The 21,763-nt window shown below is 58.8% G+C and carries 17 protein-coding genes; 7 read left to right on the forward strand and 10 right to left on the reverse strand.

Annotation, left to right across the window (positions count from 1 at the left end):
- Nucleotides 1–39: 39 nt before the first annotated feature.
- The 3 genes from KGB03_RS14475 to KGB03_RS14485 form a co-directional block, all read right to left on the reverse strand.
- On the reverse strand, nucleotides 40–678 hold the full coding sequence (locus tag KGB03_RS14475) for a peroxiredoxin (protein ID WP_223527355.1): 639 nt from the start codon (nucleotides 676–678) through the stop codon (nucleotides 40–42).
- Between the two features lie 296 nt (nucleotides 679–974).
- Nucleotides 975–2,357, reverse strand: a complete 1,383-nt coding sequence (locus KGB03_RS14480; protein WP_192409027.1) for an OprD family porin — start codon at nucleotides 2,355–2,357, stop codon at nucleotides 975–977.
- 355 nt (nucleotides 2,358–2,712) lie between these two features.
- Nucleotides 2,713–4,047, reverse strand: coding sequence for an OprD family porin (locus KGB03_RS14485; protein WP_223527356.1), 1,335 nt, complete (start codon nucleotides 4,045–4,047; stop codon nucleotides 2,713–2,715).
- A gap of 361 nt (nucleotides 4,048–4,408) precedes the next feature.
- Between KGB03_RS14485 and tauA the strand changes: the two genes are divergently transcribed.
- Nucleotides 4,409–5,398, forward strand: coding sequence for a taurine ABC transporter substrate-binding protein (gene tauA / locus KGB03_RS14490; RefSeq protein ID WP_223527357.1), 990 nt, complete (start codon nucleotides 4,409–4,411; stop codon nucleotides 5,396–5,398).
- Between the two features lie 122 nt (nucleotides 5,399–5,520).
- On the opposite strand, the gene argA is transcribed toward tauA, so the two are convergent.
- Nucleotides 5,521–6,819 (reverse strand): amino-acid N-acetyltransferase, encoded by a 1,299-nt coding sequence (argA, locus tag KGB03_RS14495; RefSeq protein WP_218536646.1) that lies wholly within the window; start codon nucleotides 6,817–6,819, stop codon nucleotides 5,521–5,523.
- Between the two features lie 265 nt (nucleotides 6,820–7,084).
- A complete protein-coding gene (argE, locus tag KGB03_RS14500; RefSeq protein ID WP_192409019.1) occupies nucleotides 7,085–8,254 on the reverse strand; it encodes an acetylornithine deacetylase in 1,170 nt (389 codons plus the stop codon).
- A 157-nt stretch (nucleotides 8,255–8,411) separates the two neighbouring features.
- On the opposite strand from argE, the gene KGB03_RS14505 reads away from it, so the two are divergent.
- A complete protein-coding gene (locus KGB03_RS14505) occupies nucleotides 8,412–9,779 on the forward strand; it encodes an inorganic triphosphatase (RefSeq protein WP_111448372.1) in 1,368 nt (455 codons plus the stop codon).
- A gap of 114 nt (nucleotides 9,780–9,893) precedes the next feature.
- On the opposite strand, the gene KGB03_RS14510 is transcribed toward KGB03_RS14505, so the two are convergent.
- On the reverse strand, nucleotides 9,894–10,358 hold the full coding sequence (locus KGB03_RS14510; protein WP_046045137.1) for an Lrp/AsnC family transcriptional regulator: 465 nt from the start codon (nucleotides 10,356–10,358) through the stop codon (nucleotides 9,894–9,896).
- A gap of 126 nt (nucleotides 10,359–10,484) precedes the next feature.
- Between KGB03_RS14510 and KGB03_RS14515 the strand changes: the two genes are divergently transcribed.
- From KGB03_RS14515 to KGB03_RS14530, 4 genes are all read left to right on the forward strand, one after another.
- Nucleotides 10,485–10,823 (forward strand): hypothetical protein, encoded by a 339-nt coding sequence (locus tag KGB03_RS14515; protein WP_218536645.1) that lies wholly within the window; start codon nucleotides 10,485–10,487, stop codon nucleotides 10,821–10,823.
- Nucleotides 10,824–10,913: 90 nt separating this feature from the next.
- On the forward strand, nucleotides 10,914–12,698 hold the full coding sequence (locus KGB03_RS14520) for a GspE/PulE family protein (protein ID WP_218536644.1): 1,785 nt from the start codon (nucleotides 10,914–10,916) through the stop codon (nucleotides 12,696–12,698).
- A gap of 73 nt (nucleotides 12,699–12,771) precedes the next feature.
- Complete coding sequence (locus tag KGB03_RS14525) at nucleotides 12,772–13,089, forward strand: DUF2388 domain-containing protein (protein ID WP_111448368.1); 318 nt, start codon at nucleotides 12,772–12,774, stop codon at nucleotides 13,087–13,089.
- 211 nt (nucleotides 13,090–13,300) lie between these two features.
- Nucleotides 13,301–13,966: an outer membrane protein gene (locus KGB03_RS14530; RefSeq protein WP_218536643.1), complete on the forward strand. Its 666-nt coding sequence runs from the start codon at nucleotides 13,301–13,303 to the stop codon at nucleotides 13,964–13,966.
- 66 nt (nucleotides 13,967–14,032) lie between these two features.
- On the opposite strand, the gene gcvP is transcribed toward KGB03_RS14530, so the two are convergent.
- Complete coding sequence (gcvP, locus tag KGB03_RS14535) at nucleotides 14,033–16,906, reverse strand: aminomethyl-transferring glycine dehydrogenase (protein WP_223527358.1); 2,874 nt, start codon at nucleotides 16,904–16,906, stop codon at nucleotides 14,033–14,035.
- A gap of 154 nt (nucleotides 16,907–17,060) precedes the next feature.
- On the opposite strand from gcvP, the gene KGB03_RS14540 reads away from it, so the two are divergent.
- A complete protein-coding gene (locus KGB03_RS14540; RefSeq protein ID WP_218536641.1) occupies nucleotides 17,061–18,200 on the forward strand; it encodes a DegT/DnrJ/EryC1/StrS family aminotransferase in 1,140 nt (379 codons plus the stop codon).
- Nucleotides 18,201–18,314: 114 nt separating this feature from the next.
- On the opposite strand, the gene gcvH is transcribed toward KGB03_RS14540, so the two are convergent.
- From gcvH to KGB03_RS14555, 3 genes are all read right to left on the reverse strand, one after another.
- Nucleotides 18,315–18,698, reverse strand: coding sequence for a glycine cleavage system protein GcvH (gene gcvH / locus KGB03_RS14545; protein ID WP_008150389.1), 384 nt, complete (start codon nucleotides 18,696–18,698; stop codon nucleotides 18,315–18,317).
- Nucleotides 18,699–18,748: 50 nt separating this feature from the next.
- Nucleotides 18,749–19,831, reverse strand: a complete 1,083-nt coding sequence (gene gcvT / locus KGB03_RS14550) for a glycine cleavage system aminomethyltransferase GcvT (protein ID WP_192409011.1) — start codon at nucleotides 19,829–19,831, stop codon at nucleotides 18,749–18,751.
- A gap of 156 nt (nucleotides 19,832–19,987) precedes the next feature.
- A complete protein-coding gene (locus tag KGB03_RS14555; protein WP_223527359.1) occupies nucleotides 19,988–21,604 on the reverse strand; it encodes an ABC transporter permease in 1,617 nt (538 codons plus the stop codon).
- Nucleotides 21,605–21,763: the final 159 nt, after the last annotated feature.

Genomic DNA, 21,763 nt, shown 5'->3' on the forward strand with positions numbered 1-21,763 from the left:
GCTCGCGAAGTCGGATTCGGCCACACCGCAATTGATGGTTTATCTGTTGGGCTGTGGCGTCAGACGCAGGTACGGCTTCACCGCGCGATAGCCCTTGGGAAAGCGTTTGTTGATTTCGTCTTCGTCCTTGAGCGACGGCACGATTACCACTTCATCACCGTCCTGCCAGTTGGCCGGGGTGGCCACTTTGTAGTTGTCGGTGAGTTGCAGCGAGTCGATCACCCGCAGAATTTCATGGAAGTTACGGCCGGTGCTCGCCGGGTAGGTGATGGTCAGCCGAACCTTTTTGTTCGGGTCGATCACGAACAGCGAACGCACGGTCAGAGTGTCGTTGGCGTTCGGGTGGATCAGGTCGTAGAGGTCCGAGACCTTGCGGTCGGCGTCGGCAAGGATCGGGAAGTTGACGAGGGTGTTCTGGGTTTCGTTGATGTCTTCGATCCACTTGTGGTGCGAATCCACCGGGTCCACGGACAGGGCAATGGCTTTCACACCACGTTGGGCAAATTCGTCCTTGAGCCTGGCAGTGAAGCCCAACTCCGTGGTGCACACCGGGGTGAAGTCCGCCGGATGGGAAAACAGCACGCCCCAGCTATCGCACAGCCATTCGTGGAAACGGAGGGTGCCGGCGCTGGAATCCTGTTCAAAGTCGGGGGCAATGTCGCCCAGTCTGAGGCTCATGGTGCTGCTCCTGGTGAGTGCTTGTTGAGGCCAACTGTGCCTGCATTTTTTATTCATTAAAAAGAATAAATATCGATTTGTTTAGATCGTAAGTGAATATTAAAAATGTGTTCACTGGACCTCGGCAGCAGTCAGGACGACTATCGCCCACAAGGTTCGAGAAGGCCTTGAGTTGCTGCACAAAGAGGGAAATTTCGAGGAGGGTTTACGGGGGTGAGCCTGACTTGAAAACGCAAAAGCCCCGCCCGGCGAGATGCCGGGCGGGGCTTTTTTTTACTTCAGTTACGCGAGTGCTATTACAACAGCGGGATCGAGTAGCTGACGATCAGACGGTTTTCGTCCTGGTCGCGTTGGCCTGGGATGTCGTTGCGCCACATGGCGTTTTTCCACGTGAGGCCCAGGTTTTTCAGTGGGCCTTCCTGGACTACGTACGCCAGGGTCAGGTCGCGTTCCCACTCAGAGCGGCCGGTTGCGTTAACGCTAGTCTGAGCAGCACCCACTTTACCGGTGGTGTCGATGTTATCGCCACGCAGGTAAACGATGCCGGCAGTTGCGCCTGGCAGGCCAAGCTTGGCGAAGTCATACGAGTAGCGAGCTTGCCAGGTACGTTCGCCGGCGCGAGCGAACTTGGCAATCTGCGAGTCGGTAGTGAGGTAAGCCGACGAGCCGTCACCCTGGTTCAACCAAGGGAAATCGCTGTTACCGTTGCTGACCTGGTAACCGCCACCGAAGGTGTGACCGGCAACCGAGTACAGGAACAGGCCGCTATACAGGTTGTTGTCGACTTTGCCTTTGGTGATGCCCGTACCGTAGTCACCCGTGGTGAAGTAGGCGGATTCATGGCCGTTGGCGCCATCGTCACGGCTGTTGAAGTAACGGAAGTCAGACTTCAGTACGCCCGGACCGATCGACCAGTTGTGAACCAGACCCAGGAAGTGCTGCTTGTAGAAATCTTCCAGGTTGCCGTAGTAGTACTGGGCTGTCAGGTCTTTGGTGATCTTGTAGTCGCCACCACCGTAGATGAACTTGTTGCTGTCACGGCCGGAAGCGGTGGGAGAGTTCGCACCAGCAATCGACAACTCTTCGTTGTTGCTGGAGTTACGACCCTTGGCGTGCTCGATCTGACCACCGACCAGTGTCAGGTCTTTGATTTCGTTCGAGGTGATCTGACCACCTTGAAAGGTTTGCGGCAGCAGACGGCCATCGTTGGTCACGATAACCGGCAGTTTTGGCTGCAGGGTGCCCAACTTCAGCTCAGTCTGGGAGATCTTGGCCTTGGCCGTCAGACCCAGGCTGGAGAAGTTATCAACCGCTTCACCGTTAGACTTGCTTGGGAAAACAGTGCCGCCGTAAGAAGTCGAAGTGGCGCCGTTAGTGCCGCCGCCCGAATCCAGACGCACACCCAGCAGGCCGATAGCATCGATACCGAAGCCGACGGTGCCTTGGGTGTAGCCGGAGATGAAGCGCAGGTCGAAGCCTTGACCCCATTCTTCGTTCTTGCTTTGAACGCCGTTGGCCTTGACCCTGGCGGTACCCGCGTCGGAATCACGGTTATCGGTGTTGATGTAGAAGTTACGCAGCCCCAGAGTGGCTTTGCTGTCTTCGATGAAACCGGCGGCGCCTGCCTGCTGCGCCAAAACCCCTACGGCCACAGCCAGGGCCAAGGTGGACTTGTTCATTTGTTTCGCTCCTATCGTTTCTAATTTTTAAGGTCCTGAGTCGAATGCCCTGGATCCTGAAATGCTCGGTGAGTGCCAGCCCGTGTGACTACGGCGATGGCCTGACCTCTGTGATTTTGGCCCGCATGATAAACACAAAAAGAATTATTTCATTACTTTTCATGCCATTCAGGAATATAGCTTCGTGCTATTACTCTGAGTCGGGACACAAGGTATCGGCTCATAAGCCACCCACTTTAGGCGTTCGGCATAAAAGCTAAAAAGAATAAAAAATTACTACTTAAGCTCTATTTAGAATATTAAAAAAAACACAAAAAAAACCTCGCCGGCGGGCGAGGCTTTTTTCTGACGGCTATTACAGGAAGCTGTAGGTGTAGTTGAAGATCAGACGGGTCTGGTCAACATCAGGGTTGTTGCTGACTTCACTGCCACGGTAGACGCCATTACGCAACGTCACGCCGAAACCTTTGAGGGAGCCCTGCTGGATGGTGTAGTCGATCCGCATGTCGCGTTCCCACTCGGACGCATCAGGGCCACTGCCGTTCGTTGCTTTGATGTTATCGCCGTGCAGGTAGGCGATCGAGGTTTTCAGGCCCGGTACACCCAACGCGGCGAAGTCATAGGAGTACTGACCGAAGGTGGTGTTTTCACCGGCACGGACGAAACCATTGATCATGGAATCGGTGAACAGGTAGAAGCTCGCGCCGCCATTACCTTCCGCATGGCCATTGCCATCAACCACGTTGCCCTGGTTCAGGTAAACGAAGCCGCCGTCATCGTTGACGCGCTGATGACCAAGCAGGAAGGCGTTGCCACCCAGCGTGTAGGTGAACATGGCGCTCCAGGTCTTGTTATCGACCTCGCCCGGCTTGCTGGCGTAACCGTTGTTGTTGTTGAAGCGATAACCCGCATCACCGTTCTTGCCGTTGGAGCTGCTGTCGAAATAGCGGATATCAGTCTTGAAGGACTGGTTGGCGTTGATCGGGAAGACGTGGATCAAGCCGAAGAAGTCCTGCTTGTAGTAGTCCTTCAGATCCGAGTGGTAGTACTGCAAGGTAAGGTCCTTGGTGACCTTCCAGTCAGCACCGCCATAGCGGAACTGGTTGCTGTCATGAGTACCGCCAGCCACGGCCAGGCCGGTGGAGTTTGAAGAGGCACGCCCTGCCGAGTGCTCCAACTGACCCGCGTTGAAGGTCACGTTGTCGATTTCCTTCGAGGTGAGGGTGCCACCGTCAAAGGTCTGTGGCAGCAGGCGGCTGTCGTTCGCTACCAAAATTGGCAAGTTAGGCTGCAGAGCGCCACCCAAATGGGCCTCGGTCTTCGAGAAGCGTGCCTTGACGTTAGCTGCTGCACGGCTCCATTCGTCCACAGCCGAACCATCGCTGTCGCTTGGGAAGAACGTGTTGTTGTTGGCTGGGTGGTGGCCTCTGCCGCCGTCCAGATGGATACCTACGAGGGCCTGGGCGTCGATACCGAAGCCGACAGTGCCTTGGGTGAAACCGGACAGATAATCGAATTTCAGGCCTTCAGCGGTCTCTCTCTGATCCGCGCCGCCTTCTCGGTTATCGTTGTTGTAATACATGGTGCGGGAACTGACGGAAGCCTTGCTGTCTTCCAGGAAACCTGCGGCGCCTGCCTGCTGCGCCAAAACCCCTACGGCCACGGCCAGAGCCAAGGTGGACTTGTTCATTGTTTCGCTCCTATCGTTTCTAATTCTTGTATTCCTGGTCCGGGGTTAATTGCCTCGGATCCTAAGATGCACGATTAGCGCCAGACCGTGACTCACAAGTCAATCGTAACTTTGTGTGTCTACGACCATAGTCTAATCCCCAGTAAATTCGCTCCTTGACGGGCAATGAACGCTTCATAAACCCAAAAAGAATCACCCAATTCTTTTTCATACCGTTTAGGAATTAAGCTCCGCAGTACCCCTTGAGCCAGGACACGGGCACCGGCTCATAAGCTAATTCCTAAATGGTATTTGTTAGCCTTTTTTTAGATCGATTAGCTTTGATGCAACTCACGATCAATCCCTATCGAAAGGCAGCGCCATGACCACCAAACGCGCACTATCCGGTTCAATTGTTACAGTTTGTGTATCGCTAATAATATCTTTCAGCGCTCACGCTGCAAACCTCACAATCGGTTATCAAACCGGCATCGACCCCAGCAAAGTCCCCCAGGCAGACGGACTGTACGAGAAAACCATAGGCCAGAAAATTGATTGGCGTCGTTTTAATAGCGGTCCGGAAGTGGTTACTGCCATTGCTTCTGGCGACGTGCAGATCGGCAACCTCGGTTCAAGTCCGCTGGCAGCCGCGGCTTCGCGCAATCTGCCAATCGTTGCGTTCATTGTTTCCGCCCAGATCAACGCTGCTGAAGCACTCGTGGTGCGCAACGGCAGCGGCATCGATAAACCGAATGATCTGATCGGCAAGACCATTGCCACCCCCTTCGTATCAACCTCCCACTACAGTTTGCTGGGTGCGTTGAAGCACTGGGGCCTGGATGCCTCGAAAGTCAAAGTGGTTAATTTGCAACCGGCGGAAATCGCGGCGGCCTGGAAGCGTGGTGACATCGATGGGGCGTTTGTCTGGTCACCCGCCCTGGGGGAAATTCGCAAAACTGGCAAGACCTTGACCGACGCGGCACAGGTCGGCCAATGGGGTGCACCGACCTTCGAAGTCTGGGTCGCGCGCAAGGATTACGCCGAGAAGCACCCAGAGGTGGTGGCCAAATTCGCCAAGGTCACGCTGGACTCGTTCGCCGACTATGCCGCGCATAAGGACAGCTGGACTGCTGACTCGGTACCGGTGCAAAAAATCGCCAAACTGACCGGCGCCAATGCCGTCGATGTGCCGGAGTTGCTGGCCGGTTCCACGTTCCCGGATGCTAAAGCCCAACAGACCACCGCACTGCTGGAAGGCGGCACGGCCAAGGCGATTGGCGAGACGGCGAAGTTCTTGAAGGAACAAGGAAAGGTCGAGACGGTGCTGCCGGATTATTCGCCGTATGTCAGTGCGAAGTTTGTACAGGATTGATGATCATTCCCACGCTCTGCGTGGGAATGCAGCCCGGGACGCTCCGCGTCCCATCTAGAGCCGAACGCGGAGCGTCCGTTGAGGCATTCCCACGCAGAGCGTGGGAACGATCAAGCGTGCGGTCAGAGGGCTTTTTCGAAGATCTTCGAATTACGCTGGTAGTTGTACAGCGACGCCCGTGCTGATGGCAGACGTTCAACACTGCTTGGCACAAACCCACGCTCACGAAACCAGTGAGCGGTGCGGGTCGTCAATACGAACAAGGTTTTCAGCCCCTGCGCCCGGGCGCGGGTTTCGATGCGCTCCAGCAGCTCATCACCACGACCGCCATGGCGATACTCCGGGTTCACCGCCAGACACGCCAACTCCCCCGCATCCGAATCAGCAATCTGATACAGCGCCGCACACGCGATGATCATGCCTTCGCGCTCGACCACACTGAACTGCTCGATTTCACGCTCCAGCACCTCGCGGGAACGCCGCACCAGAATGCCCTGCTCTTCCAGCGGGCTGATCAAGTCCAGCAAACCACCGACGTCTTCGATGGCCGCTTCGCGCACCACCTCGAATTGCTCCTGGGCCACCAGCGTACCGCCGCCATCGCGGGTGAACAGTTCGGTAAGCAATGCGCCGTTTTCGACATAACTGACGATATGGCTGCGGGCGACACCGCCGCGGCAGGCCTCAGCGGCCGCATCCAGCAGCTCAGCCTGATAGTTGCTGCCCAGGCGCTGCAGATGCGCCGGCACTTGTTGCGGACGCAACTCACGAACCAGACGACCGTTTTCATCGATCAGCCCCAGGTCAGCACCGAACAACAGAAGCTTGTCCGCCCCCAGATCGATGGCCGCACGGGTGGCGACGTCTTCGCAGGCGAGGTTGAAAATCTCACCGGTCGGCGAGTAGCCCAGCGGCGACAACAGCACGATGGAACGCTCATCCAGAAGGCGATTGATGCCCTTGCGGTCGACCCGACGCACTTCGCCGGTGTGGTGATAGTCGACACCTTCCAGCACGCCAATCGGCCGCGCCGTCACCAGGTTGCCGCTGGCCACCCGCAGACGCGAGCCCTGCATCGGCGATGAAGCCATGTCCATCGACAGCCGCGCTTCGATGGCGATGCGCAGCTGGCCGACCGCATCGATCACGCACTCCAGCGTTGCGGCATCGGTGATGCGCATGCCGTGGTGGTAATGCGGGGTCAGGCCGCGTGCAGCCAGGCGGGTTTCAATTTGCGGACGGGAACCGTGAACCAGCACCAGTCGCACGCCCAGGCTGTGCAACAGCACCAGGTCGTGGACGATATTGCCGAAGTTCGGGTGCTCCACGCCGTCGCCGGGCAGCATGACGACGAAGGTGCAATCGCGGTGGGCGTTGATGTAGGGCGAAGCGTGACGAAGCCAATTAACGTATTCGGGCATGAACCTGGGCCTGTAATAAATAGCAGCCAAAAAATGGGCGAAACAGAAAACGCACAGCGGGCTGATGGTTATCGTCGGAACAGGCTTGGCGACACGCGCGCTCTCCTCATGAATACGGGTTGGGACACCGGCAATTTACAAGGCTTGCCAGCCGTGACACAGCCCCTGTGGGAGTGAGCCTGCTCGCGATAGCGGAATGTCAGTCGATACTGAAGTGTCTGACACACCGCTATCGCGAGCAGGCTCACTCCCACAGGGATCTCGCTCAACCGACTGGCATTGGCGTTTTGGCCGGTGTCAGGCAGTAATGTTCAATCAGTTGACGTAATAGATGCACCGTAGGCTGCAAACGTGACATTTCGAGGTATTCCCCCGGTTGGTGCGCACAGGCGATGTCGCCAGGGCCAAGCACCAGTGTTTCGCAGCCAAGACGCTGAAGATAAGGCGCTTCGGTGCCGAACGCCACTGCTTCGGCACGATGGCCGGTGAGCTTTTCCGCAACCCGGACCAATTCTGCATCCTCGGCCTGCTCGAACGGCGGCACTTCGGGGAACAGCGGCGCGTAATCGATCTTCACCTGATGCCACTCGGCAATGGGCTTGAGCTTCTTCAGAATCTCCGCGCGCAGGGCATTGGGGTCCATGCCCGGCAACGGGCGCAGATCAAACTCCAGCGAACACTGGCCGCAAATACGGTTGGGGTTATCGCCGCCATGGATGCAGCCGAAATTCAGGGTCGGCGTCGGTACGCTGAACTGTGGATTACGGAACTCACGCTGCCACGCCAACCGCAAACCACGCAGTTCACCGATGGCATCGTGCATGGCTTCGAGGGCGCTGTGGCCCAGGCGCGGATCCGAGGAGTGGCCGCTCTGACCGAGGATGTCGATGCGCTCCATCATGATGCCTTTGTGCATGCGGATCGGCTTGAGCCCGGTCGGCTCGCCGATCACCGCCGCACGACCGAGCGGACGCCCGGCTTCGGCCAGGGCGCGAGCGCCGGACATCGAGCTTTCTTCATCGCAAGTGGCGAGGATCAACAGCGGTTGCTTGAACGGCTGATCGAGCAGCGGTATGACGGCTTCGATGGCCAGCGCGAAAAAGCCCTTCATGTCGCAACTGCCCAGCCCCACCCAGCGACCGTCGACTTCGGTCAGTTTCAGCGGATCGGTCTGCCACAGCGCGCCATCGAACGGCACCGTGTCACTGTGACCGGCCAGCACCAGGCCACCGGGGCCGGAACCGAAACTGGCCAGCAGATTGAATTTGCCGGGGCTGACCTGCTGAATGTCGCAGGTAAAACCCAGATCGCCGAGCCACGTCGCCAGCAAATCGATCACCGGACGGTTGGTTTGATCGAGGCTGGCCTGCGTACAGCTGACGGACGGTGCGGCGATCAGCGCAGCGAACTGATCTTTCATGGACGGCAAAGGCATCGCTGACTCCAACTCCCGAGTTGAACTCCATCATAGAACCATCCGGCGACAGGAATAAACCGTCGCGGCGCGTAGGTACGTTCACTCCTGTACACTGCACGACCTTGGCAGCCACACATTTCCCCCGGCTGCGCTCCCGATCCTGGATTTTCCGGCCATGCAGAAAGAAACCGAAATCAAACTCCGCGTCAGCCGAGAAACCCTCGCGGCCCTGCGCGAGCACCCGCTCCTGAAAAAACGCAACAAAAGTGGCTGGGAACGCCGTGAGTTAATGAATCAGTACTTCGACACGCCTGAGCGCGACCTGGCCCGCGCCAAGGTTGCCCTGCGCCTGCGCCGCGATGGCGAAGAAGTGATTCAGACCCTCAAGACCCGCGGCCAGAGCGTCGCCGGTTTGTCCGAGCGTAACGAATACGACTGGAACCTGCCCAAAGCCAAGCTCGACGTGAAGAAACTCGACGGCGAATGCTGGCCTGAAGAGCTGGCCGAGCTGGACAAGAAAACCCTGAAGCCGATTTTCACCACCGATTTCGTCCGCGAACGCGCGGAAATCGCCTGGGGCCGTGGCAAGACCAAAGTGGTGATCGAAGCCGCACTGGATCTGGGTCACGTGATCGTGGGCAAGCAGAAAGAAGAAATCTGCGAGCTGGAACTGGAACTGCGCGAAGGCGAGCCGGCCGCTCTGCTGGAACTGGCCGCCGAACTGGCCGCGACCCTGGCCCTGATGCCGTGTGACATCAGCAAAGCCGAGCGCGGTTATCGTTTGTACGACGCCAACAGCTATTCGTTGAGCCTGCCGGCGCCGCAGATCACCGCCGAAATGCCGCTGGACGACGCTTTCGCCGCGCTGAGCTGGCACTTGCTGAGCAGCAGCCAACGCCTGGCCGAGCAGTATCGCTTCAATGGCCACTGGCGCCTGTTGCTGGACTGGGTTGAAAACCTGGCTGAATTGCGCGCGTTGCTGAGCAGCCTGGGCCAAGCCGCACCGCGTCAGTCGACACACGATCTGCGCGTCGCGCTGGATGCCTTGCTGGAAGACTGGCGCCCGCTGGTACAGGCCGGTATCGACGACGAAGACGTGCGCAAAGCTGCGCCGGAGCAGTTCCTCGAAGAACTGCAAGATCCGCGCTGGGGCTTGTTCTCGCTGAACACTTCGCGCTGGTTGCTGGCCCGCACCTGGACCGCCGATCGCAACGTTCGTGGCAATCGCCAGGGCGCTGCGCAATTGGGCAGCTGGTTGCCGCGTCTGCTGGGTGAAGAAGCGACCTCCCTGCAACTGCAGCGTTACCAGCAACAGCCGGAAGACCTGGCCGAGCAACTGCCGCGCATCGAGCGCATCCAGGCTTGGCTGCACCACGCCCGCAGCGTGCTGGACATCCCGGAAATGGATCGCTTGTACGGTGAGCTGAAACAGCTTGCTCAATTGGCGAACGAGCCGATCACCGATGAATCGCTGGATGCGCGCAAGCAGCAGGCGATTGCGGTGTATCAGAATCGTGCCTGGAAAATGCTGCTGCGCATGTGATACCGCCTTCGCGAGCAAGCCCGCTCCCACATTTGACCGCGTCCATTCAGACAAGGCGGTCAAATGTGGGAGCGGGCTTGCTCGCGAAGAGGCCCGCAACTTCACCGCAAAACCTCAGACCGGCAAACTCGTCGTGGATTTGATCTCCGACAACGCCACGATCGAGTTCACCTCCTGGATCCCCGGCACCATCGACAGCTTCTCAAAGAAAAAGCGCTCATAAGCCTCGATGTCCGCCGTCACAATCCGCAGCAAGAAATCCACCGACCCCATCAGCACATAACACTCCAGCACTTCGGGAAAACCGCGAATCGCCTCGGTGAATTCGGTGAAGTTCGAACGCCCGTGAGCGTTGAGTTTGATTTCAGCGAAGATCTGCGTGTTAAGCCCGATTTTCTTCCGGTCAAGCAAGGTCACCTGCCCGCGAATGATCCCCTCCTCCTTCATCCGCTGAATCCGCCGCCAGCACGGCGACTGCGACAACCCCACCTGTTCCGCAATCTGCGCACTGGAAAGCGAAGCGTCCTCTTGCAGCAACGCGAGAATCTTGCGGTCGTAGCCATCCAGCTCGCTATGCATAAAAAAACCTTTGATTGATAACTTACCGAATCAAGCAATTCAAACAATCGCCAATAAGCCCAATCATAGATAAGAAATGCCCGGCACCGAATGTAAAAATTCCTCCAGTGATTTTGGAGATCGACCATGCAGCATCTAGAAGCCGTGAATACCCCGCACACCCGCGCCGATGTCTGGAACGTCAGCAACGCCCACTGCCGCGTTCACTATCAATTGCTGGCCGAGGCCGAACCGGACTTGCTGTGTCGGGCGCTCAACCTGTTCGCTTTGCAGTTTCTGACGCCACAACAGGTCAACGTGCAGCGGATGGACGATCTGTTGTCGATCGACATCGTGATAGACGGCCTGAGCTGGCACCGCGCCCAAGTGATCGCGGAAAAATTACGTAACCTGATCAGCGTCTGTTCGGTTGATCTGCAAGCGGTTGATTGCGCGTGGAATGAACCGGCTCAAGCGGCGGGCTGAAAAAACTCGACATGGCTTCGTCACGTAGTGGCCCAACGGTCTGCCGGTCCGCGACTATCCTTTGCGAACTGTTGTTCATGAGGAGCCCGCATGTCCGTTCAACTTGCCATTCAGGACCGCTGGCTGGATCTCAATGATTTGCTGCGTGAACTGGTCGCCCAAGGTTTTATCAGTCAGGATTCGGCCGAACACGCGCTCAATGCTCGACGCCGTCACGCAGCCAATGGCCAGACGCACCCGCTGGAATTCATCGCCAGCCAACTTCTGGACGACCTCAGCCGCCCCGGTAAACACCTCGACCTGGAAAGCCTGACGCTTTGGCTGTCGCAGCAGGCCGGTCAGCCTTATCTGCGTATCGATCCGCTGAAAATCAACGTGGCGGCGATTACCCCGCTGATGTCCTACGCCTTCGCCCAGCGCCACAAGATTCTTGCGGTGTCTATCGACCGCGACGCAGTGACCGTGGCCAGCGCCCAGCCCTACGTCACCGGTTGGGAAGCCGACCTGACCCATGTGCTGAAACTGCCGATCAAACGTGTCGTCGCCAACCCGGTCGACATCCAGCGCTTCAGCGTGGAGTTTTTCCGCCTGGCCAAATCGGTCACCGGCGCGACCAACGCCGATCAGCAAATGAACACCCTGGGCAATTTCGAGCAGTTGCTCAACCTCGGCGCAAGCGACCAGGAACCGGACGCCAACGATGCGCACATCGTCAATATCGTCGACTGGTTGTTCCAGTACGCGTTCCAGCAACGCGCCAGTGACATCCACATCGAACCCCGGCGCGAACAAGGCACGGTGCGCTTTCGCATCGACGGCGTGCTGCACAATGTCTATCAATTCCCGCCGCATGTGACCATGGCGATCGTCAGCCGCCTGAAAAGCCTCGGGCGGATGAACGTCGCGGAAAAACGCAAACCCCAGGACGGCCGGGTGAAAACCAAGACCCCGGACGGCGGCGAAGTCGAGTTGCGCCTGTCGACATTGCCTACCGCATTCGGCGAAAAAATGGTCATGCGGATCTTCGACCCGGAAGTACTGCTCAAGAACTTTGATCAGCTGGGCTTCTCCGCCGATGACTTGCGCCGCTGGCAGGACATGACGAGCCAGCCCAACGGCATCATCCTGGTCACCGGCCCGACCGGTTCCGGCAAAACCACCACGCTGTACACCACCCTGAAGAAACTGGCGACGCCGGAGGTCAACCTCTGCACCATCGAGGACCCGATCGAAATGGTCGAGCCGGCGTTCAACCAGATGCAGGTCCAACACAACATCGACCTGACCTTCGCCGCCGGTGTGCGCGCACTGATGCGACAGGATCCGGACATCATCATGATCGGTGAGATCCGTGATCTGGAAACCGCTGAAATGGCGATCCAGGCTGCGCTCACTGGTCACTTGGTGCTGTCGACGCTGCACACCAACGACGCGCCGAGCGCAATCAGCCGCTTGCTGGAACTGGGCGTGCCGCATTACCTGATCAAAGCCACGGTGCTTGGCGTCATGGCCCAGCGCCTGGTCCGCACCTTGTGCCCGCATTGCAAGGCGCCGCTGACCCTGGGTGAAGAAGACTGGCAAACCCTGACCCGGCCCTGGCAGGCACCGTTGCCGAACAACGCACATCGCGCCATCGGTTGCCTTGAATGCCGCGATACCGGTTACCGCGGCCGGGCCGGGGTCTACGAAATCATGCAACTGACGGACGGCGTCAAAGCGCTGATCAACCCCGACACGGATTTGCTGGCGGTACGGCGGCAGGCCTTCAAGGAAGGCATGCGCAGTTTGAGATTGTCAGGCGCGCAAAAAGTGGCGGCGGGTTTGACGACGATTGAGGAGGTGCTGCGGGTAACACCGCAAAGCGAGCAAAAGTAGGCGCGGCCGTTACGGAACTCGATTGGGGGATTTGTAATCCAACGCCGCAGTTAACCCAGTGGAGTCACCCAATATGCGTCTCAAACTTGCTGTCGCTACCATCGCCTTGTTGTCCCTTCCTGTCGGTTCGGCGATGGCTGATAGCTTTTGGCGTAACGTCATCTCATCCGGTGCGACCACCGGTTCGACCTACCTGACCTTCAAGGATAACAAGCTGATCGTTGCCGCCCAGGACGATGCCGGCAGCTTCGTCGCCAGTGACGGCGGCATCCGCGGTCCATACCTGGAGGCCGCGATGCAGAAAGTCCGTGCCGACAACCCAGGCCTGCAGGCCACGGACATGGAACTGGCGAACGCGATCCTGGCGAAGAATGCCGTCGCTTCGAATTAAGATTTATTGCTGAACAAAATGCCGCTCTCAATGAGCGGCATTTTTTTGAACCAGAGAAATTGCACAGCTATTTCCTACGTTGGCTAACGCCAAAACTCTCACATACAGACGAGTTTTCACCGACCTACTGATGAAAGCTCTGATATGAGCGCCTGACGTGCGAACTCAAACTTTGTCGATTCGGATTACCCCCACAAGCGAATCGACTCACATGAAAAAACCAGTCTTGTCTTTACTTCTGCTGGCCGCCTACAGTCACGTTTCCCACGCGGAAGGTCTGTATGGCTCGATAAAAATCCAGAGTGTCCAGCAAGACCTTGCCGGCGCCCTGCTCACAAGTCCCAGGGTGAACAACCGTATCGTCAGTCCGGAACGCAACAAAGATGTGGGAGGCTCCGTTGCGCTCGGCTACGAGTTTATAGGGGGCTGGCGCCTGGAAAGCGAGTACACCATCAAGCAGGACTCGGAGTTCAAGAGTTACTGGGCGCCATTCAACGCCAACGTTAACAACATGCAGGTCTCATCCAAGCGCCTGATGTTCAATGCCTATAAGGACTTCCCCTTGACCCAAAGCCTATCGCTGTACGCCATGGCCGGCGCAGGCGTGGCCCATATCAATTCGGAAGGCTATCAGTCCAACCCTTCACGTCGATTTGCCAACAATGCCCAAAACAATTTCGCCTACGCCCTGGGTGTCGGTGCAGACCTCAAACTGACCCGGCAAATTACCGTCGGCACCGGCTACCGCTATGTTGATATGGGTCAGGTTGAAACCGGCTATAACACCTTCGCCAACCGCATCAATGCGCGGGACGAACAACTGAAGGGCAAACTTCGAGAGCAGAATCTTTTCGTTGAAGCGCGGATGTCGTTCTGACTCATGACTCAAAAAAATGCCGCTCTCCCTGAGCGGCATTTTTTTGCCCGAATACAAAACGGTGTCTCAGCGGTAATCGTCCACCGGCACGCAGGCACAGAACAGGTTTCTATCGCCGTAAACGTTATCCACCCGGTTCACCACCGGCCAGTACTTGTGCGCCTTGGTGTGAGCATCCGGCGTAACCGCCTGCGCGATGCTGTAGGACCGCTCCCAAACTCCGGTGATATCCGCCAGGGTATGCGGTGAACGTTTCAGCGGGTTGTCATCGGCCGGCCAGTTGCCGTTCTGCACCTCGGTGATTTCCGCGCGGATACTCAGCATCGCCCCGATAAACCGGTCCAGCTCCGCCTTCGATTCACTTTCGGTGGGTTCCACCATCAACGTTCCCGGCACCGGAAACGACATGGTCGGCGCATGGAAGCCGTAGTCCATCAGCCGCTTGGCGACGTCCTCCTCGCTGATCCCGGTCAGCGTCTTGAGTGGCCGCAGGTCAAGAATGCATTCGTGAGCCACCCGCTCGTTGCGCCCGGTGTAGAGCACCGGGAACGCCCCGGACAAGTGCTGCGCCAGGTAATTCGCGGCGAGGATCGCCACCTCACTGGCATCCGCCAATTGCGGCCCCATCATCGCGATGTACATCCAGCTGATCGGCAGGATGCTCGCGCTGCCCCAAGGCGCCGCGCTGACTGCGCCGTTCTGTGCCAGCGGTCCGTCGATCGGCACCACCGGATGGTTGGCCACGAACGGGGCCAGATGTGCGCGCACACCAATCGGCCCCATGCCCGGCCCGCCGCCACCATGGGGGATGCAGAAAGTCTTGTGCAGGTTCATGTGGGACACGTCGGCACCAATGTCCGCCGGGCGCGCCAGTCCGACCTGAGCGTTGAGGTTGGCGCCATCCATGTACACCTGGCCACCGTGACTGTGGATAACCTCACAGATTTCGCTGATGCCTTCCTCGTATACACCGTGGGTCGAAGGATACGTCGCCATCAGGCAGGCGAGTTTGTCTGCGGCCTCTGCGGCCTTGCCTTTGAGGTCATCCAGATCAACGTTGCCCGCCTCGTCGCATTCGACGATCACCACGCGCATGCCGGCCATCTGCGCCGAAGCCGGGTTGGTGCCATGGGCCGAGGACGGGATCAGGCAGATATCCCGCGCGCCCTCATGACGACTCTCGTGATATTTGCGGATGGCCAGCAACCCGGCGTACTCACCTTGGGCGCCCGAGTTGGGTTGCATGCAGATCGCGTCGAAACCGGTAATCGCGCAGAGCCAACGCTCCAGTTCTTCGATCATCAGCGAATAACCGACCGCCTGCTCTTTCGGCACGAACGGGTGCAGGTTGGCGAACTGCGGCCACGTGATCGGGATCATCTCGCTGGTGGCGTTGAGCTTCATGGTGCAGGAGCCCAGCGGGATCATCGATTGATTGAGCGCCAGGTCCTTGTTCTCCAGTTGCTTGAGGTAGCGCAGCATCTCGGTTTCGCTGTGATGGGCGCTGAACACCGGGTGACGCAGATAAGACGAGGTACGCAGCAGACCTGCGGGAATGCCGGAAACAAGAGCTTCAGCGTCCAGTTCGTCGACGTTAAGCCCATGATCGGAACCGAGGAACACATCAAACAACTTCGCGACGGTGGATTCGTCAGAGGTTTCGTCGAGGCTCAGCCCCAACTGCCCACGCCCGAGAATGCGTAAATTGATCTGCGCGGCCTGGGCACTTTCAATGATTGCGGTCTGAGTACCACCGACTTCCAGCGTCAGCGTGTCGAAAAAGTGTGTGTTGAGGCGGGTGATGCCGTGGCGCTCCAGGCCAGCGGCGAGGATGCTGGTCAGCCGATGGACGCGTTGGGCAATGCGTTTGAGCCCTTCCGGACCGTGGTAGACCGCATAGAAACTGGCAATGTTGGCCAGCAGCACCTGCGCGGTGCAAATGTTCGAGTTAGCTTTCTCCCGGCGGATATGTTGCTCGCGGGTTTGCAGGGCCATGCGCAGGGCGACGTTGCCGCGAGCATCTTTCGATACGCCGATGATCCGCCCGGGAATCGCCCGTTTGTATTCATCGCGACTGGCAAAAAACGCCGCGTGAGGGCCGCCGTAACCCATGGGCACGCCGAAACGCTGGGATGAACCGAACACCACGTCGGCGCCCAACTCCCCTGGCGGCGTCAGCAACAGCAGACTCAGCAGATCGGTGGCGACACACGCCAAGGCTTGCTGCGCATGCAGATGATCGATCAAGGGACGAAGATCGCGGATCTCGCCGTGGGTGTCGGGGTATTGCAGGAGCGCGCCGAACACCTGGTGCTGTTTCAAGTTATCCACAGAGTCGATGATCAGCTCGAAGCCGAACCCTTGTGCTCGGGTCTGCACCACGGAAATGGTCTGCGGATGACAGTTTTCGTCGACGAAGAACAGATTGCTTCGGGACTTGGCGACACGCTTGGCCAGTGCCATGGCTTCCGCCGCCGCCGTGGCTTCGTCCAGCAGCGAGGCGTTGGCCAGTTCCAGGCCCGTGAGGTCGATGGTCAATTGCTGGAAGTTCAGCAGCGCTTCGAGCCGCCCTTGGGCGATCTCTGGTTGATAGGGTGTGTACGCGGTGTACCAACCGGGATTTTCCAGCACGTTGCGCACAATGACGGCCGGCGTGAGGGTGCCGTGGTAGCCCATGCCGATCAGGCTGGTCCAGACCTGGTTTTGCTCGGCGTAACCACGCAGTTTGGCCAGCGCGGCTTCTTCATCGAGGGCGGGTGGCAGGTCGAGCGGCCTGTTCAGGCGGATTCCTGGCGGCACCGTCTGCTCGATCAACTCGACCCGGCTGCCGAGGCCGAGGCTGTCGAGCATCGCCTGTTGCTCGGCGTCATCGGGCCCGAGGTGGCGGCGAAGGAAGGCATTAGGGTCGCGTAACTGGCTCAAGGACGGCAACTGGGACATGACGGGCTCTCTCTTGACTGGCGCTCAACGTCGATGCAACACGGTCAAACCAGCATAGCAGTCGATACCCGAGCGGATGGATTGGCGCCAACGATCATTGCGGATCAGAATGCTCGGCATCTGCCCAATGTCCGCTGATCAGGTGACTGTATTTATGAGCCAACTGCCTTTCCTGCCATTCTCCAAACCCACCATCGACGAAGCCACGATTGCCGCTGTGGGTGACGTATTACGCTCGGGCTGGATTACCAGCGGCCCCAAGGTTCAGGCCTTTGAACAACAACTCTCGGAGTATTTCGGTGGGCGCCCGGTGCGCACCTTCAATTCCGGCACCTGCACCATGGAGATCGCCTTGCGCATTGCCGGTATCGGGCCGGGCGATGAAGTGATCACCACGCCGATTTCCTGGGTGGCCACCGCCAACGTCATTCTGGAAGTCGGCGCTACGCCGGTGTTTGCCGACATTGACCCGATCACCCGCAACCTCGATCTGGATCAGCTGGAAGCGGCAATCACCCCGCGCACCAAAGCGATCATTCCTGTGTACCTCGCCGGTTTGCCGGTGGACATGAGCCGGTTGTATGCGATCGCCAAAAAACACGGATTGCGGATTGTCGAAGACGCCGCGCAAGCCTTGGGTTCGAGCTGGAACGGCCAGCGCATTGGCTCGACCGGCGATTTCGTGTCCTTCAGTTTCCAGGCAAACAAAAACGTCACCTCGTCAGAGGGCGGTTGCCTGGTATTGAACAATGACGAGGAAGTGCAACTGGCGCAAAAGTACCGTTTACAGGGCGTCACCCGTAGCGGCTTCGATGGTCTGGATGTCGATGTGCTGGGCGGCAAGTTCAACATGACCGACGTTGCAGCGGCCATCGGCCTTGGGCAATTTGCTCACATCGATGCAATCACAGCGCATCGCCGTGAACTGGCCAGGCACTATTTCGCTTGTTTCGGTGAGGATTTCGAAGCGTTGTATGGGGCTCAACTGCCCCCGGCGGATTTCGAGAACAGCAACTGGCATTTGTTTCAGCTGGTGCTGCCTGAGCGCAGGGATGGCCAACCGGCACGGGCTACTTTCATGGAGCAGATGCAGGCACTGGGGGTTGGTATCGGCTATCACTACCCGCCGATTCACCTGCTGAGTCTTTACCGCGAACGCGGGTTCAAGGAGGGCATGTTCCCGGTCGCCGAGCGGGTCGGTCGCCTGATCGTTTCACTGCCGATGTTCACCGCCATGACCAAAGCGGATGTTGAGCGGTCAGTCGCAGCGGTGAAGTCAGTGCTAAATCCATAGACCCTGTGGGAGCGAGCCTGCTCGCGAAGTGGGAGTGTCAGTTGGCATAACTGTTTGCTGACACACCGCTTTCGCGAGCAGGCTCGCTCCCACATAGATTTCGCAAGGCGACGATTATTCGCCGATGGCAGCCTTGTAGCCGGCGGCGTCCAGCAGCGTGTCCAGGTCAGCCGCGTTGCTTGGCTTGAGCTTGAAGATCCAGGCACCGTACGGGTCGGAGTTGAGCAGCTCAGGGTTGGCGCTCAGTTCTTCGTTGATCGCAATCACTTCACCGGCCACCGGGGAGTAGATGTCCGAAGCGGCTTTAACCGACTCCACCACACCGGACTGATCACCGGCAGCGAAGACTGTTCCGACTTCGGTCAGCTCAACGAACACCACGTCGCCCAAGGCTTCCTGAGCGTGATCGCTGATGCCCACGGTAACGCTGCCATCGGCTTCGAGACGGGCCCACTCGTGACTTTCGGCAAAACGCAGGTCGGCAGGAATATCGCTCATGTTCTGTGTCCTCAAGAGAATTGTCAGCGGTCGTTGCCCGCCAAAAAAGGTTAGATCAAGGTTTTGCCATGGCGTACGAAGGTCGGTTTGACCACTCGGACCGGGTACCACTTGCCACGGATTTCCACTTCTGCGCGGTCGGCTGTCGCCATCGGCACGCGCGCCAGTGCAATCGACTTGCTAAGCGTAGGAGAGAAACTACCACTGGTGATCTCCCCTTCGCCAACATTGGCGATGCGGACGACTTGATGAGCGCGCAAAACCCCACGCTCCTCAAGGACCAGACCGACCAGTTTGTGCTGCACGCCACCCGCCCGCTCGGCTTCAAGAGCGCTGCGACCGATAAACTGGCGAGTGGCCGGTTCCCACGCAATGCTCCAGGCCATGTTGGAGGCCAGTGGTGAAACGTCTTGATGAATGTCCTGGCCGTAGAGGTTCATACCGGCTTCGACCCGCAGCGTATCGCGCGCCCCGAGGCCGATCGGTGAGATGCCCGCGCCCACCAGATCGTTGAAGAATCCTGGCGCTTGATTGGCTGGCAGAACGATTTCCAGGCCATCTTCGCCGGTGTAACCCGTGCGTGCGATAAACCAGTCACCATCGGCCTGGCCTTCGAAGGGCTTGAGCATCTGAATCAGGTTGCCGCGGGACTGGGTCACCAGTTCGGAGATTTTGTGCCGGGCGTGGGGACCTTGAATGGCCAGCATCGCCAACTCGGAGCGCTCGTTGAGCTGCACCTTGAAACCCTCGAGGTGAGCCTGCATCCAGGCGAGGTCCTGATTGCGGGTGGAGGCGTTGACCACCAGCCGATAACCCTCCTCGAGACGGTAGACAATCATGTCGTCGACGATGCCGCCGCGCTCGTTGAGCATGGTGCTGTACAAGGCACGGCCAGGGCTGTGCAGACGTTCGACGTCATTGGCCAGCAAATGCTGGAGCCAGGCCTTGGCCTGAGGGCCGCTGACATCGATCACGGTCATGTGGGATACATCGAAAACCCCGCAATCGCGGCGCACCTGATGGTGTTCCTCGACCTGCGAGCCGTAATGCAAAGGCATATCCCAACCGCCAAAATCGACCATCTTCGCGCCGAGGGCGAGATGAAGGTCATACAGAGGCGTGCGCAGTCCCATGGGTTTCTCCTTCCGGGCGTGGCGAAGGTGCGGGCCGGTGCTGCACGGGGTGAAAGCCTTGAAATAGAAGGCTTTCAGCCGATTTCAGCTACCTGGTCCGTAGGACGGACCGCACCGAATGCCGCGCATTGTAGCCTCAAGGTGTAGGACTGACACCTAGGCGTTTCGATGCGCTGAACGTCGAATCAATCCGATGACCGGTAACAGCCCGACCAAAACCAGGGTCAGTGCCGGCAGCGAGGCCCTCGCCCACTCGCCTTCGCTGGTCATTTCGAAGATCCGTACCGCCAGCGTGTCCCAGCCAAACGGGCGCATCAGAAGGGTCGCGGGCATTTCCTTGAGCACATCGACGAACACCAGCAACGCGGCACTCAACGTTCCTGGCAGCAATAACGGCAGATACACTTTGAAAAACAGTTGTGGCCCACTGACGCCAAGGCTACGTGCCGCTTCGGGCAAAGATGGCCGTATTCGCGCCAGACTGCTTTCCAGCGGCCCATAAGCCACCGCGATGAAACGCACCAGATAGGCCAGCAACAACGCCGACAGGCTGCCCAGCAGCAATGGCTTGCCGGCGCCCCCCAGCCAACCCGACAACGGGATCACCAGTTCGCGGTCCAGGTAACTGAACGCCAGCATGATCGACACCGCCAGCACCGAGCCTGGCAAGGCGTAGCCGAGATTGGCCAGGCTGATGCCGGAGCGGATCGCGCGGGTCGGGGCCAGACGCCGGGCAAACGCCAGCACTAAAGCAACACTGACTGTAATCAGCGCCGCCATGCCGCCCAGGTACAACGTATGGACGATCAGCCCCGCGTAACGCTCATCCAGGTCAAAGCGCCCGCGCTGCCAGAACCACGCTACCAGTTGAAGCACTGGAATGACGAAAGCGCAGGCGAATACCAGACCGCACCAACTCATGGCCGCCAGCGCCTTGAAACCGCGCAGGTGATACAGCGCCTTGACCCGTGGTCGTTCGTTACTCGCCCGGTTGGCCCCGCGAGCACGGCGCTCGCCGTACAGCACGACCATCACCACCAGCAGCAACAGGCTGGCCAGTTGCGCGGCGGTGGAGAGGCTGAAAAATCCGTACCAGGTCTTGTAGATGGCGGTCGTGAACGTGTCGAAATTGAACACCGACACCGCACCGAAATCCGCCAGGGTTTCCATCAACGCCAGCGCCACGCCAGCGCCGATGGCCGGGCGCGCCATGGGCAGCGCGACTCGCCAGAACGCTTGCCACGGGGATTGCCCCAGGACTCGCGCCGCTTCCATCAAGCCTTTGCCCTGAGCCAGGAACGCGGTTCGCGCCAACAGGTAAACGTAGGGATAGAAGACCAGCACCAGCACCAGAATCACGCCGCCGGTGGAGCGCACGCGCGGCAACCTCAAGCCCGAGCCGAACCATTCGCGCAACAGGGTTTGCACGGGGCCGGCAAAATCCAACAGGCCGACGAAGACGAATGCCAGCACGTAGGCGGGAATGGCGAATGGCAGCATCAGCGCCCAGTCCAGCCAACGCCGACCGGGGAATTCGCAGAGGCTGGTGAGCCAGGCCAGGCTAACGCCCAAGAGCGTCACGCCGATACCGACACCGAGTACCAGGGTCAGGGTATTGCCCAGCAGGCGCGGCATCTGGGTATCCCAGAGGTGGGACCAGATTTGATGATCGATGGTTTGCCATGACAACAGCAAAACGCTGAGGGGCAGCAGGACCAGCGCAGCGATGGCGAAGACCAGGGGGTACCAGCGGCGTTGGGCGGGGTGGGCCAAGGAGATTCTCTAGAAAATATGGGAGCGACACGGCGCTTTGTGGCGAGGGGGTTTACCCCCGTTGGGCTGCGCAGCAGCCCCAAAACCATTCAACCAAATTGAATCAGTTACTAATGCGTTTATCGATTTTACGACTGCTTCGCAGCCGAACGGGGCGGT

Source organism: Pseudomonas sp. BF-B-26, assembly GCF_019956495.1.
GTDB lineage: Bacteria > Pseudomonadota > Gammaproteobacteria > Pseudomonadales > Pseudomonadaceae > Aquipseudomonas.